Origin of the sequence: Candidatus Desulforudis audaxviator MP104C (genome assembly GCF_000018425.1) — a bacterium.
Taxonomy (GTDB): domain Bacteria; phylum Bacillota; class Desulfotomaculia; order Desulfotomaculales; family Desulforudaceae; genus Desulforudis; species Desulforudis audaxviator.
The window spans coordinates 356,888-377,650 of sequence record NC_010424.1; the positions used below are offsets into that span (position 1 = coordinate 356,888).

Sequence of the window (20,763 nt, forward strand, 5' to 3'; positions counted from 1 at the left end):
AAAGGGTTTTGCGGTTGAAAGTCGAAGACTAGGGGATACTGGCAACCGGGCACCGCCGTGCGCTTGAGTTGCGCCTGCACTTCGCTGGCGCCGCCTTGTCGGGGGGGGAACGACGTGCTGGAGGTACGTCTTGAATTTGACGATCAGGTCGGTCGCCTCTGTTTTGACGGCCAGAGAGTATACCTAAAGGACACGGCCGAGGAGATCAGGGCCCGGGTTGAACCGTACCTGACGCAGGAGTTGGAGTACCGGACAAACGCCTGGGTGGACGGGAAAAGAGTGGTGCAGGTGCATTGGGCGGCACCCGGGACCAATGACCACTTCAGCGCGCTGGTCAACTTCTACCTGCCTTTCAAGGCCAAGGTCAAGGTGCTGGCCTGCTGGTGTTAGGTTTCGCCCGTGCTCGACTTGGAGGTGAGCGACATGCTGGTGGCGCGACTGGAACTTGGGATTCTGCACGGCCGCATCTGCTTCGACGGCCGCAACGTTTTCCTGGAGGACGCACCCGACGAGATCAGAGTTCGGGTCGAACCCTATTTGAGCCGGGAGCTGGAGTACCGGACCAATACCTGGGTTGACGGCGCGCCGGTGCAGGAGGTCCGCCGGGCCATGCCGGGAACGCGGGAGCACTTCAGCGTCCTGGTGTGGCACTACCTGCCCCACCGGGCCAAAGTGCGGGTATCGGTCGTGAAAAACGAAGGGGAAGGCGAGTCCGACGTGATGGCCGAATAGGCCCGGACACAGGGATCACCGGCGCGGGCGGCGTTCTACGTCCTCGTCTTCGTACGGCACCGGAATGAACTGCACCGAGGGGCGGCGCTGGGCCGGCTGGGGGTACATCTCCATCAGCAGGTAGATGTCGCGGGAAAGCCCCGTGGTGACCGGGAGGCCCAGGGCCTGCAGTTTCTCGGCGGTGATCGGGAAGTCGTGTGTCCACCGGCCGGAGGCGAGCGTGTGCGCCACCTCCCGAGCGGTGGGCTCTTCCATTTTCCCGGCCAGCAGGCAGTAGACGAAGTTTTCGACCTGGTTCAAGGCTTTGGCCGAGATGTCGGCCATAATCAGGGTACGGTCGGAGGCCCGTTCGTCGCCTTTACGGCGCACCGCCTCCATAATCGAAGCCGCCGGGAATTGCCCGAGTTGCGGGTCCACGGGGCCGAGCACGGCATTCTCATCCATGATGATTTCATCGGCGGACAGGGCGATCATGGTGCCCCCGGACATGGCGTAGTGGGGCACCAGCACCGTGACCTTGGCCGGGTGCCGCAAAAGCGCCCGGGCGATTTGCTCCGAGGCGAGCACCAGGCCGCCCGGCGTGTGCAGCACCAGGTCGATCGGCAGGTGCGGGGGCGTGAGCCGGATCGCCCGCAGGATTTGCTCGGAATCCTCAACGTTGATGTACCGGGTGAGGGGAATGCCGAACAGGCTGATCAGTTCCTGCCGGTGAATCAGGGTGATCAGGCGGGCGCCGCGTTTCCTTTCGATTTTGCGAATCAGCCTGATGCGGGCTTTCTGCACCTGGCGCTGGCGGACCACCGGCAGAAGCGCCGCCAGGATCAGGAGAATCCAAAAGATTTCGAAGAGGGAGAGATTCATCGCCGGCCTCCTCCCGTGTTTCCGGTTTATTGTGCACCCCGGGACCGGTTTTTAGCCCGCCGCCGCGGCCGCGGGCCGAACGCACCAGACTCTCAAAACTAAACGGGAGACTAAAGACACCGCAATGACAATCGAACTCATTTTTGCCACTTCCTTCGTCGTCGGCCTGACCGGGGCGATGATGCCGGGACCCCTGCTGACCCTGACGGTGGCGGAGTCCGCCCGGCACGGATTCCGGGCGGGGCCGCTCTTAGTCCTGGGGCACGGCATCCTGGAGGCCGCGCTGATCGTGGCCCTGACCGCCGGACTGGCCGCCGTCCTGGTCCGGGCGGAGGTAACCGCCGCGATCGCCGTCATCGGCGGCGCCTTTCTGATCTGGATGGGGTATTCCATCGCCCGGGACGCCCTCCGGGGGCGGGTGCAGCTGGCCGTGGCTGCGGGCGGCAACCCGGGGGCCGCCGCGGGAACCGCTGCCGTGCCGGCCTTGCCGCGTCTGGTGGGCCTCGGAATCGCCACCAGCCTGTCCAACCCTTACTTCACCCTCTGGTGGGCCACCATCGGCCTCGGCTACATTACCCTCTCCCTGGAGCGGGGTCCGGCCGGCCTGACCGCCTTTTTCACCGGCCACATCCTGGCCGACCTGGCCTGGTACAGCCTGGTGGCGGCGGCGGTCGCCGGGAGCGGTCGTTTCCTGACGCCCCGGATTTACCGCGGCATCCTGGCGGTGTGTGGATCCTTCCTGGTCACGCTGGGCGGCTATTTCATCTGGAGCGGGCTGGTAAGAAACCTGTGGCTGGGATAGAATAAAATAAATGGGATAATTGGTACCCGAGGAGGCTCAAACCATGGGGGTAGTGTTGTGCGGCATCGTGCCGCACCCGCCGGTGATGGTGCCCGAAGTGGGCTCCCGGCGGGCGGCGGAGACGGCGGACTCACAGAACGCCTTACTGGAACTCGGGCGCCGGATCGCCGGGAGCGGTGCCGAAACCCTGGTGCTCATCACGCCCCACGGTTCGGTGTTCGGCGAGGGCGTCGGGATCACCATGGTACCCCGGCTGCGGGGTGACCTGGGCCGGTTCGGGGCGCCGGAAGTCAGTTTCAACCTGCCCAACGACCTGGAACTGGCCGCCGAGATCCGCATCAAGTGTGAGCCTTACAACCTGCTTACGGTGGCGGTGGATGAACAGGCCGAGCGCATCTACCGGGGTCGGGCCTCCACCGGCCTGGACCACGGTGTGACCGTACCCCTGTATTGGTTGCGGCGGGCTGGCGTGGAACTGCCGTTGATCGTGGTGGGGATGGGCCTCATGTCCCGGGAGAGACTCTATTTCTTCGGCCGGGCCGTGCGGGAAGCCGCCCTGGACCTGAAGCGGAAAACAGCTCTGATCGCCAGTGGGGACCTGTCCCACCGGTTGACCCGTGATGCACCCGCAGGTTACAGCCCCCGGGCCAGGGATTTTGACGCCCGGGTGGTCGAATTACTTCGTCAGGGGGACCTCCGGGGCCTGGTTGAAATCGACGAAGAGCTGGCCGAGGAGGCCGGTGAATGCGGTCTGCGGCCCATCATTATGATGCTGGGCGCGTTGGACGGTCGCGATTTCCGGTCCGAGGTGCTGTCCTACGAAGCGCCCTTCGGGGTAGGCTACATGGTTGCCGTTCTGACTCCCGGGGAACCGCGTTCGGGAGACCGAGATGGCCTGGCGGAAGAGCTCCAGAAGCGGCGTGCGCAAATCGTCGCCGCCCGGCGGGCCAAAGAGAGTTACCTGGTGCGCCTCGCCCGGCGGCAGGTGGAGAGCCACTGCCGCAAAACCGAGCCGCCCGAACCGGGCGACGTCCCGCCCGAGTTCCAGCGTTCCGGGGGGACGTTCGTTTCCATCAAGAAGCACGGCCAACTCCGTGGCTGCATCGGCACCATCCTGCCCACGCGGGATTCCATCGTGGAAGAGGTATTGCAGAACGCCCTGGCGGCCGCCAACCGTGACCCACGCTTCTTCCCGGTGCGCGCAGCGGAACTGGAGGACCTCCAGTATTCGGTGGACGTGCTGTCGCCGCTCGAGCCGGTCGAGGATCTGTCCACCCTGGACCCGAAAAAGTACGGGGTGGTCGTGTCGCATGGGCGCCGTTCGGGGGTGCTCCTGCCCGACCTGGAAGGGATCGACACCGTGGAAAAACAGCTGTCCATCGTCCGGGAGAAAGCCGGCATTGCGCCAGACGCGCCCATAAAGGTGGAGCGCTTCACGGTCACCCGCTACACCTGATCGGATTGAAAGAAAGTAGGTAGGTCGCCCTTGCGCCGGGCCGAGTTCTTTGTATCCGAGCCGGAGAAACAATATGTTACCTGCGTTCTGTGTCCCAACCGCTGTGCGGTCAAGGAAGGCCGCACGGGCGTTTGCCGGGTCCGCAAGAACGTAGGCGGCGTTTTGCACACCTTGAACTTCGGGGAGGTCGCCTCCTACGGCCTTGACCCGATCGAGAAAAAACCCCTGTACCACTTCTACCCCGGGCACGAGATCTTTTCCCTGGGCACGGTGGGCTGCAACCTGCACTGCCGGTTCTGCCAGAATTGGGAGATCGCCCACGGGGAGCCCTCGACGATCCGGGTTACGCCTGCCAAGATCGTCGAGTTGGCCCGCCGGCAGAACCACCACTGCATCGGGATCGCCTACACGTACTCCGAACCAGTGGTCTGGTACGAGTTTGTTTACGAGACGGCGGTGCAGGCCCGCGAGGCCGGCCTGAAGAACGTCCTGGTGACCAACGGATTCATCGAACTTGAGCCGCTGGAGAAGCTCCTGCCGTACGTGGACGCCATGAACATCGATGTCAAGGCCTTCACCGACGACTTCTACCGCCGGATGTGCGCGGGGCGCCTGGACCCGGTGCGGCGCACGGTCGAGGCGGCGGCACCGCGGTGCCTGGTGGAGCTGACCACGCTCCTGGTCACCGGGGAAAACGACTCCCCGGAGGAAATAGGGGAACTGGCCTCCTGGATCGCCGGGATCAACCCGGAAATCCCCTTGCACCTGTCCCGCTATTTCCCGAACTACCGCCTGGACCTTCCTGCGACGCCGCTCGAGACCATGCGGCGCGCCCGCGAGATCGCCGCCCGGAAGCTTTCCCACGTGTACCTGGGCAACGTCTGGGACGTGGAGAACGGCTACACATACTGCCCGCGGTGCCGGAAGAAGGTCATCGAACGGTCGGGGTACATCATCCGGGAACTGCACCTGAGTGCAGGCAACCGCTGCGCGCACTGCGGGTACGCCCTGAACATCGTCGGGGAGGCCCGCGTCACGGACTCCGGGAGGCGGCCGAGGCGCGGAGGGATCTTGTAAGAAAGTTCAGGGTTGAATTATTATAAATGCCTTTGTATAATTATGAACATTAATTCCGGGGGTAGGGAGAATTGATCAAGGTTGGAATCGTGGGGTCCACCGGCTACACGGGTGCGGAACTGGTCCGCCTGTTGACCCGCCACCCGCACGTCGAACTGGTCGGTCTGACTTCCCGCAGCTATGTCGGCGAGCACTACTGGCGGGTCTACCCGCACCTGAAGAACTACACCGACCTGCAGTGTGAGGAGCTTGACCTGCCCCGCCTGGTGGACCGGGCGGATGTGCTTTTCACGGCTCTGCCGCACGGGCACTCCATGGACGTGGCCCGGGAAGTGCTCTCCCGGGGCAAGAAACTGGTCGACCTGGGGGCCGACTTCCGCTTCCGTGACCAGGCGGTGTATGAGTCCTGGTACCGGGTGCCCCATACGGCCGCGGAACTTCTGCCCCGGGCCGTGTACGGCCTGCCGGAGATCAACCGTGAGGCCCTGCGGGGTGCCGACCTGGTGGCCAACCCGGGCTGTTACCCGACGGCGTCCATCCTGGGTCTGGCGCCGCTCTTGGCCAAGGGCCTGATCGACCCCGGAGAGATCGTGATCGACGCCAAGTCCGGCGTTTCCGGGGCCGGGCGGGGGTTTTCCCTGAAGACCCATTTTGCCGAGACTAACGAGAACTTCCAGGCCTACAACGTGGGCGTGCACCGGCACACCCCGGAGATCGAGGAGCAGTTGGGACGGCTGGCGGGACGGGACCTCACCGTTGCGTTCACGCCCCACCTGGTGCCAATGGTCCGGGGGATTCTGGCCACCATCTACACCCGGCCGGCGGTGCTGCCGGACCGGGACGAATTATACGAACTTTACGCCGATTACTACCGGGAGGAACCGTTCGTCCGGGTGCTGCCGCCCGGAATGCTGCCGCAGACCAAGGCGGTGGCCGGGACCAACCACTGCGACCTGGCGGTGGTTCCCGACCCGCGCACCGGCCGGGTGATCGTGCTCTCGGCGATCGACAACCTGATGAAGGGGGCTTCCGGCCAGGCTGTGCAGAACCTGAACCTGATCTTCGGCCTGGACGAAACGACGGGGCTGGTGTTTCCAGGGCTTTATCCATAGGAGGAACAAGAATATAGAATTCAGAATCCAGAATTCAGAAGAGAACCAAACGTTGCCGCAGATTTTAGGTAATCTTGAGTTCCGGTTACTGCTTGTTCCAGATTCCGCCTTCTGTGCTCTGGCTCCCTCCCGGTTGGTTGCCATTCTGAATTCTGGATTCTGAATTCTACTCTATTAGGAGGTCTTGCCTTGACCGACTTCGAGTTTGAGTGGCTGGACGGCGGCGGGATTACGGCCGCCGGGGGTTTCAAGGCCTGTGGGCTGTACGCCGGGTTGAAACGCAATAAAAAGGACCTGGCGCTAATTTTTTCGGAACGTCCGGGAACGGCGGCGGGAGTCTTCACGACCAACCGGGTCAAAGGCGCGCCCGTCTTGATCTCCATGCCCCGGGTCCGCGCTGGCCGGCTACAGGCCCTGATCATCAACAGCGGCAACGCCAACACCTGCAACGGACCGGGCGGGATTGAGGACGCCCTGGAAATGGGACGGGTGACCGCGGCGGCGCTTGACATCCCCGAGGAGACAGTGCTGGTCGCCTCCACCGGGGTGATCGGTCAGCGCCTGCCTTTGGATAAGATCACGGAGGCGGTCCCGCGGGCGGTGGCGCTCTTGAGCACCGAGGGGGGGCTGGACGCGGCCGAGGCGATCATGACCACCGACACCGTGCCCAAGCAAGCCGCCCTCCGGTTCAGAGCCGAGCCGGACGGCCCGGTGGTAACCATCGGCGGCATCGCCAAGGGTTCGGGCATGATTCACCCCAACATGGCCACCATGATGGCCTTTATCACCACCGACGCCGCCGTTGAGGCGCCGCTTCTGCAGGAGGCCTTGCGCCACGCCGTCGACCGATCCTTCCACATGATCAGCGTGGACGGAGACACGAGCACCAACGACATGGTGGTGGTGGTCGCCAACGGCTGGTCCGGGGCCCGGCCGCTTGCCCCCGGCAGCGCCGCCTACGGCCGTTTCGTGCAGGCTCTGACCGCGGTCTGCGTCCGCCTGGCCCGGGCGATCGCCCGCGACGGGGAGGGGGCGACCCGGCTGCTGGAGGTCCGGATCAAGGGTGCGCCGAGCGAAGAGGACGCCCGCCTGGCGGCCCGCGCCGTGATCAGCTCCAGCCTGGTGAAGACGGCCGTTTTCGGCAACGACGCCAACTGGGGCCGGATCATTTGCGCCGCCGGTTACTCGGGCGCCGTGTTTAATCCCGACCGCTTCGACGTGTACCTGGGTGACCTCCAGGTGGCCGGCGACGGGCGGGGACTGGATTTTGACGAGGAGCGGGCCAGCCGGATTCTGGCCCGGGACCCGGTGGTGGTCACGGTCGATTTTCACGACGGAGACGGCGAGGCCCGGGCGTGGGGGTGCGACTTCTCATACGACTACGTGCGGATCAACGCTAACTACCGAACCTGACAAAGCAAAGGCGGGAGGTTGGAAAGATTGAACGGGGACAACGGGAACGTGGGGATGGAGCTTACGGCGCTGGATAAAGCGGGAATTCTGGTGGAAGCCCTGCCGTACATCAAGAAATTCTACGGCAAAATCGTGGTCATCAAGTACGGCGGCCACGCCATGGTCGACCGCCGTCTGAAGCAGGCGGTGATCCAGGACGTCGTACTGATGAAGTACGTGGGCATGCACCCGGTACTGGTGCACGGGGGCGGTCCGGACATCACCGACATGCTGCGCAAACTCGGCAAGGAATCGGACTTCGTCAACGGCCTGCGGGTTACCGACCGCGAGACAATGGAGATCGTGGAGATGGTCCTGGTCGGCAAGATCAACAAGGAAATCGTCGCCCTGATCAACAAGACCGGCGGGCATGCCATCGGGCTGTGTGGCAAGGACGCCGACCTTTTCGAAGCGGCCAAGAAAATGCCCGAGGTTCGTAAAGCCGACGGCAGCTGGGAACCCGTGGACATCGGCTTCGTGGGCGAAGTGGCCCGGGTGAACCCCGAGATCATCAAAAATGTGATCAAGGAAGGGTACATCCCGGTCATCGCGCCAACCGCGGTCGGCCCGGACGGGGAGAGCTACAACATCAACGCCGACTACGTGGCGGGGAAACTGGCCGCCGCGCTGCAGGCCGACAAGCTGGTCCTCCTGACCGACGTGGAGGGGATCATGCGGCGGCCGGGCGACCGGGAATCCCGGATGTCGGTCATCCGAATGGAAGAGGTCGGCCCCCTCAGGGAGTCCGGTGTCATCAGCGGCGGCATGCTGCCCAAGGTCGAGGCCTGCCTGGATGCGCTCCGGGCCGGGGTGAACCGCACCCACATCCTGAACGGTCGCCAACCGCACGCCGTCTTGCTGGAGATCTTTACCGACGAAGGCATCGGCACCATGGTCCTCCCTTAATTAAAAAAAAGGGGCCAGACCCCTTTTTACCTTCTTTGACTTTCGTAGGAAGCCGTTTTGGGGAGCGGGAAGAGGAGTTGGTGGATTTGGACCAGGAGGAGATTATCACGCAGGCAGGGCGCTGCCTGATGCAGACTTACGGCCGCCTGCCGCTGGCCCTGGTGCGCGGCGAGGGTGCCTACGTCTGGGACGCCGCGGGCCGCCGGTACCTGGACTTCGTATCCGGTCTGGCCGTGAACGGCCTGGGCCACTGCCACCCGCGGGTGGTCGAAGCGATACGGGCGCAGGCCGGAGTGCTCATGCACTGCTCGAACCTGTACCACATCGAACCGCAGGTGCGCTTGGCCGGACTCCTGATCGAAAACTCCGCGCTGGACCGGGTTTTCTTCTGCAACAGCGGGGCGGAGGCGGTGGAGACGGCCATCAAGCTCGCCCGCAAGTGGGCCAAGAAGCGCCACGGCCCGGAACGCTACGAGATCATCACCGCGCTGCAGTCTTTCCACGGCCGGACGCTCGCGGCGATTGCCGCCACCGGGCAGCCCAAGTACCAGCAGGGGTTCGAGCCGCTGCCCCCGGGTTTTAGCTACGTCCCCTTCAACGACCTGGACGCCCTGCGGGCCGCCGTGGGGGAACACACCTGCGCGGTGATGCTGGAACCGGTCCAGGGCGAGGGCGGGGTGAACGTCGCCGCCCCGGACTACCTGCCCGGGGTGCGCGCGCTCTGCGATGAACTCGGACTCCTGCTGATCCTGGACGAGGTGCAGACCGGCATCGGCCGCACCGGGCGGTTCTTCGCGCACGAGCACTACGGGATCACGCCGGACATCATGTCCCTGGCGAAGTCGCTGGGGGCCGGGTTCCCGATCGGCGCCGCCCTGGCCCGCGAGGACGTGGCTGCCGCTTTCACGCCGGGCGACCACGCGTCGACCTTCGGAGGCAACCCCCTGGCCTGCGCGGCCGCGACGGCCGCGGTGGAGACCATCCTGGAGAGCGGCTTCCTCGACCAGGTGACGCGGACAGCCGGGCACTTCCGCCGCCGGCTGGAGGAATTGCGGGCGCGTTTCCCCATGATCAAGGAGGTGAGGGGTCTCGGGATGCTCATCGGCGCCGAACTGAACCGCGACGCCGCCAAAGCCGTGCAGGGGCGCTGCCAGGAGTCGGGGCTTCTGATCAACGCCATCGGCGACCGCATTCTCCGCTTCCTGCCGCCGCTGACGGTGACCACGGCCGAGGTGGACGCGGCGGTGGACATCCTGACCACCGCTCTGGCCCAAGAAAGCGAGGGATAATATTGACGAGCCTTAAAGGGCGCGACTTTCTTTCCATTCTCGATTTCTCCGTTTCGGAGCTGGAGGCTGTCTTCAGCCTGGCCCGCGACCTGAAGCGTAAACAGCGGGCCGGCGAGGCCCATCCGCTGTGCGCCGGCAAAACCCTGGCGATGATCTTTCAGAAGCCCTCGACCCGGACCCGGGTCTCCTTCGAGGCCGGCATGTTCCAGCTCGGCGGGCACGCCCTGTACCTGAACGCCGCCGACCTGCAGCTGGGCCGCGGCGAGACGGTCGCCGACACCGCCCGGGTGCTTTCCCGCTACGTGGACGGGATTATGATCCGGACCTTCAAGCAGTCCGACGTGGAGGAACTGGCCGCCCACGCCGAAGTGCCGGTGATCAACGGCCTCACCGACTGGGAACACCCGTGCCAGATCCTGGCCGATTTCCTGACCATCCTGGAACACAAGGGCCGCCTGGCCGGGCTGAAGCTGGCCTACGTCGGGGACGGAAACAATGTGGCCCACTCGCTCCTTTTGGGCGGGGCCCGCCTCGGGATGCGGGTGGCCGTATCCTCGCCCCGGGGTTACGAGCCCGCGCCGGACCTGGTGTCCCGGGCCGCCGCCGAAGCGGTGCGGACCGGCGGAGCCGTCGAGCTGACGACCGACCCAGCCGCCGCCGTCCGGGACGCCGACGTGGTGGTCACCGACACCTGGGCGTCCATGGGCCGGGAGAGTGAGCACAGCGCCCGGGTCAAGGCTTTTGCCCCGTACCAGGTGAACGAGGCGCTGGTCGCGCACGCGCGGCCGGATTACATCTTCATGCACTGCCTGCCGGCCCACCGGGGCGAGGAAGTGGTGGACGCCGTCATGGACGGCCCGCGCAGCGTGATCTGGGACGAGGCCGAAAACCGCCTGCACGTCCAGAAGGCGCTCCTGGCCCTGGTGCTCTAATTCATAGTCGAACAAAAGCAGTCAAACCGAAAGCGCAAAATCAAAGGGGGATGCAACATAAAATGGCCAAAGTAGTGCTGGCCTATTCCGGCGGCCTGGATACATCGATCATCATTCCGTGGCTTAAAGAAAACTATGGTTATGACGTCATCGCCATGGTGGCCGACCTGGGACAGGGGGACGACTACGACGCGGTCCGGGAAAAGGCGCTCAAAAGCGGCGCCGCCGGGGTGCACGTCCGGGACGTGAAACGCGAGTTCGTGGAAGACTACCTCTTCCCGCTGGTCCGCTCCGGCGCCGTCTACGAGGGGAAATACCTCCTGGGCACTTCGGTCGCCCGCCCGCTGATCGCGAAATGCCTGGTGGAGACGGCCGAGGCCGAGGGCGCGGAAGCCGTCGCGCACGGCGCCACCGGCAAGGGCAACGACCAGGTGCGCTTCGAGGTCAGCGTGATGGCCTTAAACCCCGACCTGAAGGTGGTCGCACCCTGGCGCGAGTGGGACATCCGCTCCCGCCAGGAGGCCATGGCCTACGCGGCCGCGCGCGGCATCCCGGTGCCGGCCACCAAGGAACGCCCGTTCAGCATGGACCAGAACCTCTGGCACCTGAGCCACGAGGGGGGCGTGCTGGAGGACCCGGGGAACGCGCCCCCGGAAGACCTGTACCTCCTGACCGTCCCGCCCGAGCGGGCGCCCGACCGGCCCACCTACGTGGAACTGGAGTTCGAGCGGGGCGTCCCGAAGCGGCTGGACGGTGCCGCCGTGGACCCGGTCACCCTGGTGGAGCGGCTGAACGCCCTCGGGGGGGCCAACGGGGTCGGGATCGTGGACATGGTGGAAAACCGGCTGGTCGGGATGAAGTCGCGGGGCGTCTACGAGACCCCCGGGGGCACCATCCTGGTGGCTGCCCACCGCGAACTGGAACTTTTGACCTTGGACCGGAACACCCTGCACTTCAAGGACACCATCGCCGTCCGCTACGCCGAGCTGGTGTACGACGGCCTCTGGTTCACGCCGCTGCGGGAGGCGCTGGACGCCTTCGTGACCGAGACCCAGAAACCGGTCACCGGCCGCGTGCGGTTGAAACTCTACAAGGGGAACTGCGTCCCGGCCGGAGCCTGGTCCCCGTGTTCCCTGTACGACCAGGAGCTGTCCACCTTCGAGGAGGACGAGGTGTACGACCAGAAGGATGCCGCCGGGTTCATCAACCTGTTCGGGCTCCCGGTCCGGATACAGGCCCGGGTCCGCAGGCGCAACCGCTGATTCACACGGGGAGGAAGCATCAATGTCTAGATTGTGGGGCGGACGGTTCCGCAAGGAAACCGACCCGCTGGTGGAGGAGTTCCACTCGTCTCTATCCTTTGACCGGCGCCTGTACGCGTACGACATCCGGGGCAGCATTGCCCACGCGCGCATGCTCGGGCGGGTGGGGATCATCAGCGCCGAAGAGGCCCGGACCCTGGAGGCCGGCCTGTACGCCGTCCTCGATGATTTCAACGCCGGCCGGGTGGCTTTTTCCCCGGAGGACGAGGACATCCACAGCTTGGTGGAACGGCTGCTGATCGCCCGGGTCGGGGAGGTGGGCAAAAAACTGCACACCGCCCGCAGCCGCAACGACCAGGTGGCGCTGGACGTCCGGATGTATCTGAAGGACGAGATCGACGCCGTCCGGGAACTGCTGGCCGAACTCCAGCACACCCTCCTGGATCTGGCCGAGCGGCACATCGAGACGCTCCTGCCGGGTTACACCCATCTCCAACGGGCGCAGCCGGTGACCCTGGCCCACCACCTGCTGGCCTACGTGGAAATGTTCCACCGGGACGCGGAGCGGCTTGCCGACTGCCGCCGGCGGACCGACGTGCTGCCGCTGGGCGCCGGAGCCCTCGCCGGGACCGTTTTCCCGATCGACCGGGAATACACGGCCGCCGAACTCGGGTTCGCCGCCCTGGCGGAAAACAGCCTGGACGCCGTGTCGGACCGCGACTTCGCGGTCGAGTTCTGCGCCGCGGCCGCCCTGATCATGGTGCACCTCTCGCGGTTCTGCGAGGAATTGGTGCTGTGGTCCACCGCCGAATTCGGCTTCGCCGAGATGGACGACGCCTTCGCCACCGGGAGCAGTATGATGCCCCAGAAGAAAAACCCGGACATGGCCGAACTGATCCGGGGCAAGTCGGGCCGGGTGTTCGGCGACCTGCAGGCGCTCCTGGCCATGCTGAAGGGGTTGCCGCTCGCCTACAACAAGGACATGCAGGAGGACAAGGAGGCACTGTTCGACGCCGTGGACACGGTGAAGAAGTGTCTTATGGTGTTCACCGCAATGATCGGGACGGTCAGCTTCCGGGAGCAGGCCATGGACCGGGCGGTCCGGGGCGGTTTCACCAACGCCACCGACCTGGCAGACTACCTGGCCGGACGGGGGGTACCGTTCCGCGAGGCCCACGAGATCGTCGGAGAAATAGTCCTTTACGCCCTGGAGACCGGCAAGACCCTCGAAGAACTCACGCTGGAGGAGTACCGCCGTTTTTCCGCGGCGGTCGGGGAAGACGTGTACGCGGCCATCCGGGTCGAGCATTGCCTCGCCGCCCGTAAGGTGCACGGCGGCCCCGCCCCCGAAACGGTGCGCGCCGCCATCGCCCGCGCCCGCAAGCGCCTGGAGAGAGTCTAGTCCGGCCCGGTTTACGAACCGGCCTACTCACTGCCCCGCAGTGACGACGGCCGGGTCTTTTTTTCGGAGCCCTCTCGCCCCCATCGGCTCCCGTCAATGATCTATAATCTTCTATAATCTATTGAATCTATTGCGGCGTTTTCCCCGCCGCTTGAAGGGTTGCCGCTGCCGCGCGGCCTCAGAAGCGGCTATTGCCGTTGCCTGTTTGTTAATGTTTTATGCGGGAGATCCTGTAACTTTTCGGGTTCTCCAACTGTTATATTTGGTAGAGGGATAAACGGGGTTGTTAGGAGGTACGGGATGGCGGAGACGGTGGTGGCTCCGGATGAGGCCGGTCTGGTGGAGCGAGCCGGGCACGATCCGGAGGCGTTCCTGGAACTCTACAACCGGCACGTAAACGGGCTGTACCGGTTTGCGTTTTACCGGCTTGGAAACCGGGAGGAGGCTGAGGACGCGGTGTCCCAAACCTTTCTGCAGGCGATGCGCTACCTGGACCGGTACGAACAGCGGGGCATCCCGTTCCGCCACTGGTTGTACCGTATCGCGGCCGGCGTCATTTCTCGCGCCGCCGACTACCGGCGACGGGAGATACCGCTGACGGCGGGGCGTTTTGATACCGGCACCGGCGACCCGGAGGCGCTTCCGGAACGGCTGGATCTGGCGGCGCTGCTTCGCACACTGCCCGCGACGCAGCAGGAGGTGCTGGTGCTGCGTTACGTCCAGGATCTCAGCCTGCGGGAGGTGGCCCAGATCACGGGCCGGTCCGAGGGCGCCGTGAAGCAGTTGGCCTGGCGCGGCTTGCGTACTCTGCGGGAGAGGATGGGGATCGGTGGGCCACAGGGATAAGACCGACGGAGAATTGGAGCGGCTGGAACGGGATTTGGGCGAGCGCCTGCGCGGGCTGCCGGCGGTTGAGCCGGACCCCGCCTTTCGGGAGCGGCTGCGCGGACGGCTGGCGGCGGAACACGCGGCCCCGGCAAACGGGCGCCGCCGCGGCGGCCGGCGGACAGGCGGTGCGTTCACCCCGTTCCGTGCCGCTATCGTGGCCGCCGCCTGCCTGTTGCTGGTGTTTGCCGGCTGGTTCCGATTCCTGGGTTCCGACGAAATGGGTGAGCCCGTGCCGGGCGCCCTGTTCCTGGCGCAGGCCCAGGCGGGAATGGGGGTTCAGCTGGGGGAATTCGCCCTCACGCCGGGCGGCCTGGACACCCTGCGCCAGGTGCGGTTCGAGATCGGGGGCAGGCTGCCGAAGGCTCCGTCTCAGGGACGTGTCTGGCGGTTGAAACAGGCGAAGATGACCGCGGCCGAGGCCCTGGCGCTGGCGGTACGGATGGGTATAGAGCACCCGAGGCTGCCGGACGGATGGGAGTCTTCCACCGGTGCGAGCGTTTCCTGTTCGGCGGGCGGGGATCAGCGCCTGCTGATCTGGCCGCTGGGCACGTGGTTGTATGAAGACTATCCGGCTAGGGGCGACGAAACACAACCGTCTCCGCCCCCGGCAAAGACGGTGACGCACGAACAGGCGCGGGCGGCGGCCCTGGAGTGGCTGGAACGGGCCGGGCTGCTGCCGGAAGAGGGTACTTACGATGTTGAACAGCGGGACTATGAAGTGACCCTGCGCCGGGCGGCCACGCCGGACGGCCTGCCGGTGGCCGGTGATGAACTGCGGATCACCGTGGCGCTCACTACGGACGGCAAGGTATACACCGCCTATGGGAACTGGTATCCGGTTGAGGACTCGTTCGCCGCCGGGTTGATCGGGTACGAGGAAGCCCTGGAACGCCTGCGTCGGGGCGAGGGGTTGTTCGAGGCGCACGGCGGCTTCAACCCGGGCGTGGCGGTGATCGGCACGGTGGAGCCGGCCTACCGCCTGGCCTTCGCCCTGGACCACACGCCCTACCTGGTACCAGTCGCCGTGTTCCGCGGGGAATTCACCCCGGACCAAGGCGAACCGCGGCCCTTCGCCGCCTACGTTTCGCTGCTGGAGTACCGGACCGGGCCCAACGCCGGCAACTTCGTCCTGGACGCGGCGCTGCCGGAAGTGCCGGAAAGGGCGCGCGGCCTGCGCGAACGGCTGCTCGCGGCCACCGAAGCCGAACTGCCCGCATTGGCTTCCTTCTTCGGGTTGACCGGGGCACCGGGGGATGACGGCGTGATCCGCGGTCCGCGGGGCGAGGAACTGGGGCCGACCTCCTGGGACGGGGGCTGGATTTATCGCGGTCCGGAGGCGTCCACCCACGCGCGCGACACCGCCCGAGTGGATGTCCCGGCGCTGGTGGAAGCGGCGCGCACCTTGGTGGCCGGCCTGCCCGCGCTGCCCGGGGAACCGGGGGAGCCGCAGCTTGTGGAATCCGGAACCGGCGAGTGGGCGGGGGTCAGAATCCCACTGCTGTACGGCGGGTTGCCGGTGGTAAAACCCGACGACCGAAGTTACTTGTCCCACCTCTGGGTATGGCAGTTCGGCACCGACCGGGAGGTGTGGACGGTGAAGTGTTCGCACCCTATGGAGTTCACGGGGGAGGAAATTCCGCTGATCACACCGGGTGAGGCCTGGGAGAAACTGCTCGGAAATGAGTCCGTGGTTTACGTGGACGCGTTCTTTGGAGCAATTCCCGGCGCGCGGTTCGCCGTCCCGCAATCCCGGGTTACCGACGTTAAGCTAGTCTACCTTCCGCGCCACCCGCAGCTGGTACGCAACGCGCAATACGACCTGATGTACCAGTTCGCCGGCGAGGCCCAGGTGGGCAGCCGCCGGATCGAATTCGCAGCCTACGTAGAGGCACGGAAGCCAGCCTCCTGAAATCAATTTGTGTACTTCCGAAGCGCCCCCGGGTCATCCGGGGGTCTTTTCTGTGCGGCCGGCATATTATTGAATATCGTGTACTTTCGGCACCTCCGCCCCAATCGCCCGCAATACGGCTTCAAGCTTTGCGTTTCGTAGTCTGACCCCATCAAGCCGGCAAGCTGACGGTCTTCCGGTGACATTACTCCGGCCGTTCCCGGCATATGGCTATTCTCTGGTAGCTGACAGTCGGGGGTTTTAGTTCTTAAGGCCCGACTCCCCTTGGTCTCGCGGCCTACCGTTCCCGCAGGGCCGTCGCGATCCGGGGGATGAAGTCCTTCTTCCGGGAGAGTACCCGGGGCACAAAGCATTTGCCGTCTTCGACCTTAACCCCGAAGGCCCGGCCGACAATTTCCTGCTCGGCGCCCTCGACCCAGATCTCCTCGCCTTTGCCCGAAAGCGGGTTGGTGATCAGGAGCGCCAGGAGGTCATAGCCCCCCGCCAGGCAGAGCTTCTCCATCTCGCCCTTGATCTCTGCCTCCCGGGACTTGATCTCGGAGTCGTCCAGGACCATAATCTGGTTCACCCCGATTTTCTTCCCCGCCAGGTGGTATTCCTTAAAGTCCAGCGTGACGATTTCCTGGGCCGGGATGCCCTCGGCGGTGACGCTGACCGCCAGGAGTTCCTTGCCGTAGTCCGCCAGGTTCAGCCCGGCCATCTCGCTTAGACGGTGCGCCATCACGTGGTCCTTGTCGGTGGTGGTGGAAAGGGTCAGGAGCAGGGTGTCCGACAGGATGCCCGAGAGGAGCGCGCCCGCGATCTCGGGGGGGACCTCCACCTGGTGCAGGCAAAGCTGCATGGCCACGATGGTGCAGGTGCTCCCGACCGGCTCGTTGTAGACGGTGATCGGCTTGATGGTCGAGATGTCCCCCAGGCGGTGGTGATCGATGATCTCCAGAATGTCGGCCTGCTCGATGTCGGCCACGGCCTGGGAGATCTCGTTGTGGTCCACCAGGATCACCTGCTTCTGAACGGGGTCTAAAAGGTCGCTCCGGGTGATGATCCCGATCAGCCGGTCGTCCTCGTCCACCACCATGGCGCAGCGGCAGTCCGACTCCACGATCTGCCGCTTGACCTCGCTGATGGTGGTGTGTAACCCGGCCACCGGCACGTTGGACGACATGATGTAAGACACCGGCCGGCAGAGGTTCACCAACTGGGCCGTGGCGAAGGTGCGGTAGGGGGAGCTGATCACCAGCACCTGGTGGCGCCGGGCCAACTCGAGGACCTCCTCGCTCACGGCATGGTCCCCGGTGACGATCAGGGCGGCGCACCCGCCCTTGATGAGGTCCTTCTGGATGTCCGTCCGGTCCCCCAGGATGGCGATGTCACCCTTCTTCATCCGGTTCAGCGTGCTGACCTTCTGGGAGGCGGCCACGAACACGTCCCCCCCGAGCGTGGTCACGCGGCCGGTATTCGCCAGCACCTTCCCCTGCAGGGCGGAAATCAGGAGGTGCAGTTGCACCGGACTGACCGAAAGCCCCTCGATGTCGAGCCGCTCCGCGAAGAACACCGCCAGGTGCAGCGTGTCCACGATCCCCAGCAACCGGCCGTCCTCGTCCACCACCGGCAGGCTCCGGATGCGCTTCTCCTTGATGAGGTTGGCGGCGTCGAGGATGGAGTCCCGGGGCGAGATGGAGATCGGCCGGTTCAGGTCCATGTCGGCGACTGTGGCCGCGACGCTTGCGACCTGCACCGGCGGTTCCAGGCCGAAACGCTCCAGAATGTATTCCGTCTCCGGGTTCAACGACCCGGCCGCGCAGGGCACGTAAACCTGAGTGTCGTCCAGGATGTTCTTGAAATAGGCGTAACCGATCGCCGCGCAGACGCTGTCGCTGTCCGGTGAGCGGTGGCCGACGACTAAGACCCGCTTGCGTTTCACCGGCGAAACCCCCTTTCCGGGAACGGTAGGTGAATCTGCCGGAAATACTTCTGGAGCCGCAGTGCTAAATCCTGCCGGGCGGCGGCGATAAAAAGCCCTGCCCCTTTAGGAACAGGCTGTTCTCACTGAGTCTCTACCAAGGGGCTGCTAAGTTCCCAAACCAACGCTTGCTTTGCTATCCCCGTTGGTGGTACACGGACTGCGACCGGTGGCATTTCTACGGCGGGAGAATGCCGCCTTGACCGGAGACATGAGGCCGTGGCCGGGCAGATCAGCCCGGCATTACAGCCTGGAGCAAGATAGCGGCCGCCAGCCCGACGCCGACCGTGAAAAAGAGGTTCTTCGTCTTCACCGCCACCAGGAAACAGGGGACGGCGGCCAGCAGGAACTGGTTTCGCAGGCTCAAGTCGAAGGCCCCCTCATGCAGGAGCAGTTCCGGGGCCAGCAGGGCGGCCAGCACCGCCACCGGAACGAACCGCAGCCAACGGATGAAACCTTCCGGGATTTTCATCTGGGCCAGCACCGCCAGGGGCAGGGCCCGCGGCAGGTAAGTGACCGCCCCCATGGCAACGATTATCCAGAGCTTTTCCATTTTTCCCATCCCGAAGCAACCGTGGCCGTAATGACCGTGGCCAGAATGATGTTCCAGTTGCCCTCCAGGAGCTGCCCCAGAAGCAGGGAGAGGCCGCCGGCCAGCACGGCGGCGTACAGGAGCAGCCGGTCACTCAACTGCATCACCAGCAGGCAGATGAACATGGCTGGCAGAGCGAAGCCCAGCGGCAGTTGTTCGATTCCCGGCACGATGCTCCCAAAGAACGCCCCGATCACGGTACCGGTGATCCAGGAGGCGTAGGCGGCGAAATTGGTGCCGTAGATGAACCAGTGGTGGCGGGGCTGCCGGCTGTACTCGGTGCTGTTCAAGGCGAAGGTTTCGTCGGTGACGCCCCAGCCGAGCAGAGCGTAGGAGTGAAACCGCAGGCCCCGCAGGTAGGGGGCGAGCGCGGCGCTCATCAGGATGTGCCGCAGGTTCACCAGGAAAGTGGTCATGATGATGGCTGCCGGGCTCATGGCGGCGGCGAACATCCCGGCGGCGATGAACTGGGAGGCCCCGGCGAACACGATCACGGACATGGCGATGGTCTCCGGAATGGTCAGGCCGGCCTCCCGGGCCAGGATCCCGAAGGCTATGGCCAGGACGACGTAGCCGAGCATGATCGGTACGGCCCGGGTTACGCCCGCGGCGAGCTCCGCGGACGGGTGTGCGTTCCCTACGGTGGCGTCAGGCTGCAAAGGCCGATTTCACCCTTCTTGACGAGGTTGGACAATACATGTGCTATTCTAACACAATGAGAGGCTCTTTTCGATAACCAATCAATGTCGGGACCAAAAATGCTTACAACGCAAAACGCTGGACCGGCAAAAAATATTGACAGCAGGTTCCGCATTCTGTATACTGGACTATAACTTTTTAGAGCGTCAAAAGGCGAGGAAAGGGACGAAGGATCTGGTCATCGTCCGCCACAGAGAGCCGGGGCAGCTGAAAACCGGCGCGGGAACCAGGTCCGAGATCACCCTGGAGCCGGGTGCTGAAAGCGCGCGAGGCCGGAAAGGGCCGTAGTGCGTCAGTAGGTTGCTTCCGGGTTGGTGACCCGTTATCCAAAGAACCCCGTGCTCCAATCGACACGGTAGAGCGGTCGACACCGGCGAACGGTGCCGGCAACCAGGGTGGTACCGCGCGAGCGTAGCCTCTCGTCCCTGGCAGTTGTGGCTGCCACGGACCAGAGGTGTATTTGTTTCCGGGATTTCGCTACAATATGACGTTGGGGGAGATGAAGGAGAGATGGGTCTGGTCATTTATGTCGACGGCGAATTCCTGCCCAAGGAAAAGGCCGTGGTCTCCGTATTCGATCACGGGTTGCTGTACGGGGACGGCATCTTCGAAGGCATCCGCGCCTACCACAACCGCGTGTTCAAGCTCAAGGAACACATCGACCGTCTCTACGATTCGGCGAAGGTGATCTTACTGGAGATCCCCATGACCCGGGAAGAGATGACTGAAGTGGTCCTGGAAACGATGCGCAAAAACGGCCTGCGGGAAGGCTACATCCGGCTGGTTGTAACCCGTGGGGTGGGGGACCTGGGGCTGGACCCGAAGAAGTGCCCCCGGGCGTCCGTGATCTGCATCGGGGCCTCCATCCAGCTTTATCCCGAGGAGTTTTACGAGCGGGGTCTGGACATCGTCACGGTGCCCACCCGGCGGAACCTGGCCGAGGCGGTCAACCCGCGGATCAAATCCCTCAACTACCTGAACAATGTTATGGCCAAGATCGAGGCGTCCCTGGCCGGAACGATCGAGGCCGTAATGCTCAATGCCGAAGGGTACGTCGCGGAGGCCACGGGGGACAATATCTTCATCGTCAAGAACGGGGTCCTGATCACGCCGCCGCCCTACGTTGGCATCCTGGAAGGGATCACCCGCAACACGGTTATGGAACTGGCCCGGGCCCGCGGGATCCCGGTGGTGGAGACGCTCTTCACCCGTTACGACATTTACACCGCCGACGAGTGCTTCCTGACTGGGACCGCGGCCGAGGTGATCCCGGTGGTCAAGGTGGACGCCCGCGCTATCGGCGACGGGCAGCCCGGGGAAATGACCCGGACGCTGATCGCGGACTTCCGCGAACTGACCAAGACCGACGGCCCCCTGATCTTCCCTGACTAAAAGACTAAAAAGGTGTCAGACACCTTTTTTCACAATA

General features: G+C 64.7%; 19 protein-coding genes. 15 read left to right on the plus strand and 4 right to left on the minus strand.

The window, feature by feature from the left end:
* The first annotated feature begins 114 nt into the window (after positions 1 to 114).
* Together DAUD_RS01735 and DAUD_RS01740 are read left to right on the plus strand one after the other, a co-directional pair.
* The gene (locus tag DAUD_RS01735) at positions 115 to 390 is read left to right on the plus strand and encodes a hypothetical protein (protein WP_012301483.1); all 276 of its coding nucleotides are present in this window, start codon (positions 115 to 117) and stop codon (positions 388 to 390) included.
* 9 nt (positions 391 to 399) lie between these two features.
* The gene (locus tag DAUD_RS01740) at positions 400 to 732 is read left to right on the plus strand and encodes a hypothetical protein (protein WP_012301484.1); all 333 of its coding nucleotides are present in this window, start codon (positions 400 to 402) and stop codon (positions 730 to 732) included.
* A 15-nt stretch (positions 733 to 747) separates the two neighbouring features.
* Here DAUD_RS01740 and DAUD_RS01745 read toward each other — a convergent pair whose 3' ends face one another.
* A complete protein-coding gene (locus DAUD_RS01745; RefSeq protein ID WP_012301485.1) occupies positions 748 to 1,593 on the minus strand; it encodes an SDH family Clp fold serine proteinase in 846 nt (281 codons plus the stop codon).
* 124 nt (positions 1,594 to 1,717) lie between these two features.
* Here DAUD_RS01745 and DAUD_RS01750 point away from each other — a divergent pair, with 124 nt between their 5' ends.
* The 12 genes from DAUD_RS01750 (at position 1,718) to DAUD_RS01805 (ending at position 16,080) form a co-directional block, all read left to right on the plus strand.
* On the plus strand, positions 1,718 to 2,395 hold the full coding sequence (locus tag DAUD_RS01750; RefSeq protein ID WP_012301486.1) for a LysE family transporter: 678 nt from the start codon (positions 1,718 to 1,720) through the stop codon (positions 2,393 to 2,395).
* 43 nt (positions 2,396 to 2,438) lie between these two features.
* The gene (amrA, locus tag DAUD_RS01755) at positions 2,439 to 3,851 is read left to right on the plus strand and encodes an AmmeMemoRadiSam system protein A (RefSeq protein ID WP_012301487.1); all 1,413 of its coding nucleotides are present in this window, start codon (positions 2,439 to 2,441) and stop codon (positions 3,849 to 3,851) included.
* 30 nt (positions 3,852 to 3,881) lie between these two features.
* Entirely contained in the window at positions 3,882 to 4,928 is a 1,047-nt protein-coding gene (gene amrS, locus DAUD_RS01760; RefSeq protein ID WP_012301488.1) for an AmmeMemoRadiSam system radical SAM enzyme, read from the plus strand.
* A gap of 71 nt (positions 4,929 to 4,999) precedes the next feature.
* Positions 5,000 to 6,040 carry an N-acetyl-gamma-glutamyl-phosphate reductase gene (gene argC / locus DAUD_RS01765; RefSeq protein WP_012301489.1) on the plus strand — a complete coding sequence of 347 codons (1,041 nt, stop codon included), beginning with the start codon at positions 5,000 to 5,002 and terminating at the stop codon, positions 6,038 to 6,040.
* A 189-nt stretch (positions 6,041 to 6,229) separates the two neighbouring features.
* On the plus strand, positions 6,230 to 7,453 hold the full coding sequence (gene argJ / locus DAUD_RS01770) for a bifunctional glutamate N-acetyltransferase/amino-acid acetyltransferase ArgJ (protein ID WP_012301490.1): 1,224 nt from the start codon (positions 6,230 to 6,232) through the stop codon (positions 7,451 to 7,453).
* A 54-nt stretch (positions 7,454 to 7,507) separates the two neighbouring features.
* Positions 7,508 to 8,398, plus strand: coding sequence for an acetylglutamate kinase (gene argB, locus DAUD_RS01775; protein ID WP_041571042.1), 891 nt, complete (start codon positions 7,508 to 7,510; stop codon positions 8,396 to 8,398).
* Positions 8,399 to 8,484: 86 nt separating this feature from the next.
* On the plus strand, positions 8,485 to 9,687 hold the full coding sequence (locus DAUD_RS01780) for an acetylornithine transaminase (RefSeq protein WP_041571043.1): 1,203 nt from the start codon (positions 8,485 to 8,487) through the stop codon (positions 9,685 to 9,687).
* Positions 9,688 to 9,689: 2 nt separating this feature from the next.
* Positions 9,690 to 10,619 carry an ornithine carbamoyltransferase gene (argF, locus tag DAUD_RS01785; RefSeq protein WP_012301493.1) on the plus strand — a complete coding sequence of 310 codons (930 nt, stop codon included), beginning with the start codon at positions 9,690 to 9,692 and terminating at the stop codon, positions 10,617 to 10,619.
* Between the two features lie 62 nt (positions 10,620 to 10,681).
* Positions 10,682 to 11,881, plus strand: a complete 1,200-nt coding sequence (locus DAUD_RS01790; RefSeq protein WP_012301494.1) for an argininosuccinate synthase — start codon at positions 10,682 to 10,684, stop codon at positions 11,879 to 11,881.
* 22 nt (positions 11,882 to 11,903) lie between these two features.
* Positions 11,904 to 13,283, plus strand: coding sequence for an argininosuccinate lyase (gene argH, locus DAUD_RS01795; RefSeq protein ID WP_012301495.1), 1,380 nt, complete (start codon positions 11,904 to 11,906; stop codon positions 13,281 to 13,283).
* Between the two features lie 300 nt (positions 13,284 to 13,583).
* The gene (locus DAUD_RS01800; protein ID WP_012301496.1) at positions 13,584 to 14,129 is read left to right on the plus strand and encodes an RNA polymerase sigma factor; all 546 of its coding nucleotides are present in this window, start codon (positions 13,584 to 13,586) and stop codon (positions 14,127 to 14,129) included.
* Positions 14,113 to 16,080: a hypothetical protein gene (locus DAUD_RS01805; protein WP_012301497.1), complete on the plus strand. Its 1,968-nt coding sequence runs from the start codon at positions 14,113 to 14,115 to the stop codon at positions 16,078 to 16,080. The genes DAUD_RS01800 and DAUD_RS01805 overlap by 17 nt, the downstream gene beginning before the upstream one ends.
* Before the next feature lie 277 nt (positions 16,081 to 16,357).
* Here the strand turns inward: DAUD_RS01805 and DAUD_RS01810 are convergent, their stop codons facing one another.
* From DAUD_RS01810 to DAUD_RS01820, 3 genes are all read right to left on the minus strand, one after another.
* On the minus strand, positions 16,358 to 18,004 hold the full coding sequence (locus tag DAUD_RS01810) for a putative manganese-dependent inorganic diphosphatase (protein ID WP_012301498.1): 1,647 nt from the start codon (positions 18,002 to 18,004) through the stop codon (positions 16,358 to 16,360).
* 271 nt (positions 18,005 to 18,275) lie between these two features.
* Complete coding sequence (locus tag DAUD_RS01815; RefSeq protein ID WP_012301499.1) at positions 18,276 to 18,596, minus strand: AzlD domain-containing protein; 321 nt, start codon at positions 18,594 to 18,596, stop codon at positions 18,276 to 18,278.
* Complete coding sequence (locus DAUD_RS01820; protein WP_012301500.1) at positions 18,578 to 19,294, minus strand: AzlC family ABC transporter permease; 717 nt, start codon at positions 19,292 to 19,294, stop codon at positions 18,578 to 18,580. The genes DAUD_RS01815 and DAUD_RS01820 overlap by 19 nt, the downstream gene beginning before the upstream one ends.
* 550 nt (positions 19,295 to 19,844) lie before the next feature.
* On the opposite strand from DAUD_RS01820, the gene ilvE reads away from it, so the two are divergent.
* Positions 19,845 to 20,726 (plus strand): branched-chain-amino-acid transaminase, encoded by an 882-nt coding sequence (ilvE, locus tag DAUD_RS01825; RefSeq protein ID WP_012301501.1) that lies wholly within the window; start codon positions 19,845 to 19,847, stop codon positions 20,724 to 20,726.
* Positions 20,727 to 20,763 lie beyond the last annotated feature (37 nt).

Excerpts from the sequence above, each read along its gene's own strand:
- DAUD_RS01745 (WP_012301485.1), bottom strand. The coding sequence starts at position 1,593 with ATGAATCTCTCCCTCTTCGAAATCTTTTGGATTCTCCTGATCCTGGCG.
- DAUD_RS01750 (WP_012301486.1), top strand. The coding sequence starts at position 1,718 with ATGACAATCGAACTCATTTTTGCCACTTCCTTCGTCGTCGGCCTGACC.
- amrA (WP_012301487.1), top strand. The coding sequence starts at position 2,439 with ATGGGGGTAGTGTTGTGCGGCATCGTGCCGCACCCGCCGGTGATGGTG.
- argB (WP_041571042.1), top strand. The coding sequence starts at position 7,508 with ATGGAGCTTACGGCGCTGGATAAAGCGGGAATTCTGGTGGAAGCCCTG.
- DAUD_RS01790 (WP_012301494.1), top strand. The coding sequence starts at position 10,682 with ATGGCCAAAGTAGTGCTGGCCTATTCCGGCGGCCTGGATACATCGATC.
- argH (WP_012301495.1), top strand. The coding sequence starts at position 11,904 with ATGTCTAGATTGTGGGGCGGACGGTTCCGCAAGGAAACCGACCCGCTG.
- DAUD_RS01800 (WP_012301496.1), top strand. The coding sequence starts at position 13,584 with ATGGCGGAGACGGTGGTGGCTCCGGATGAGGCCGGTCTGGTGGAGCGA.
- DAUD_RS01815 (WP_012301499.1), bottom strand. The coding sequence starts at position 18,596 with ATGGAAAAGCTCTGGATAATCGTTGCCATGGGGGCGGTCACTTACCTG.
- ilvE (WP_012301501.1), top strand. The coding sequence starts at position 19,845 with ATGGGTCTGGTCATTTATGTCGACGGCGAATTCCTGCCCAAGGAAAAG.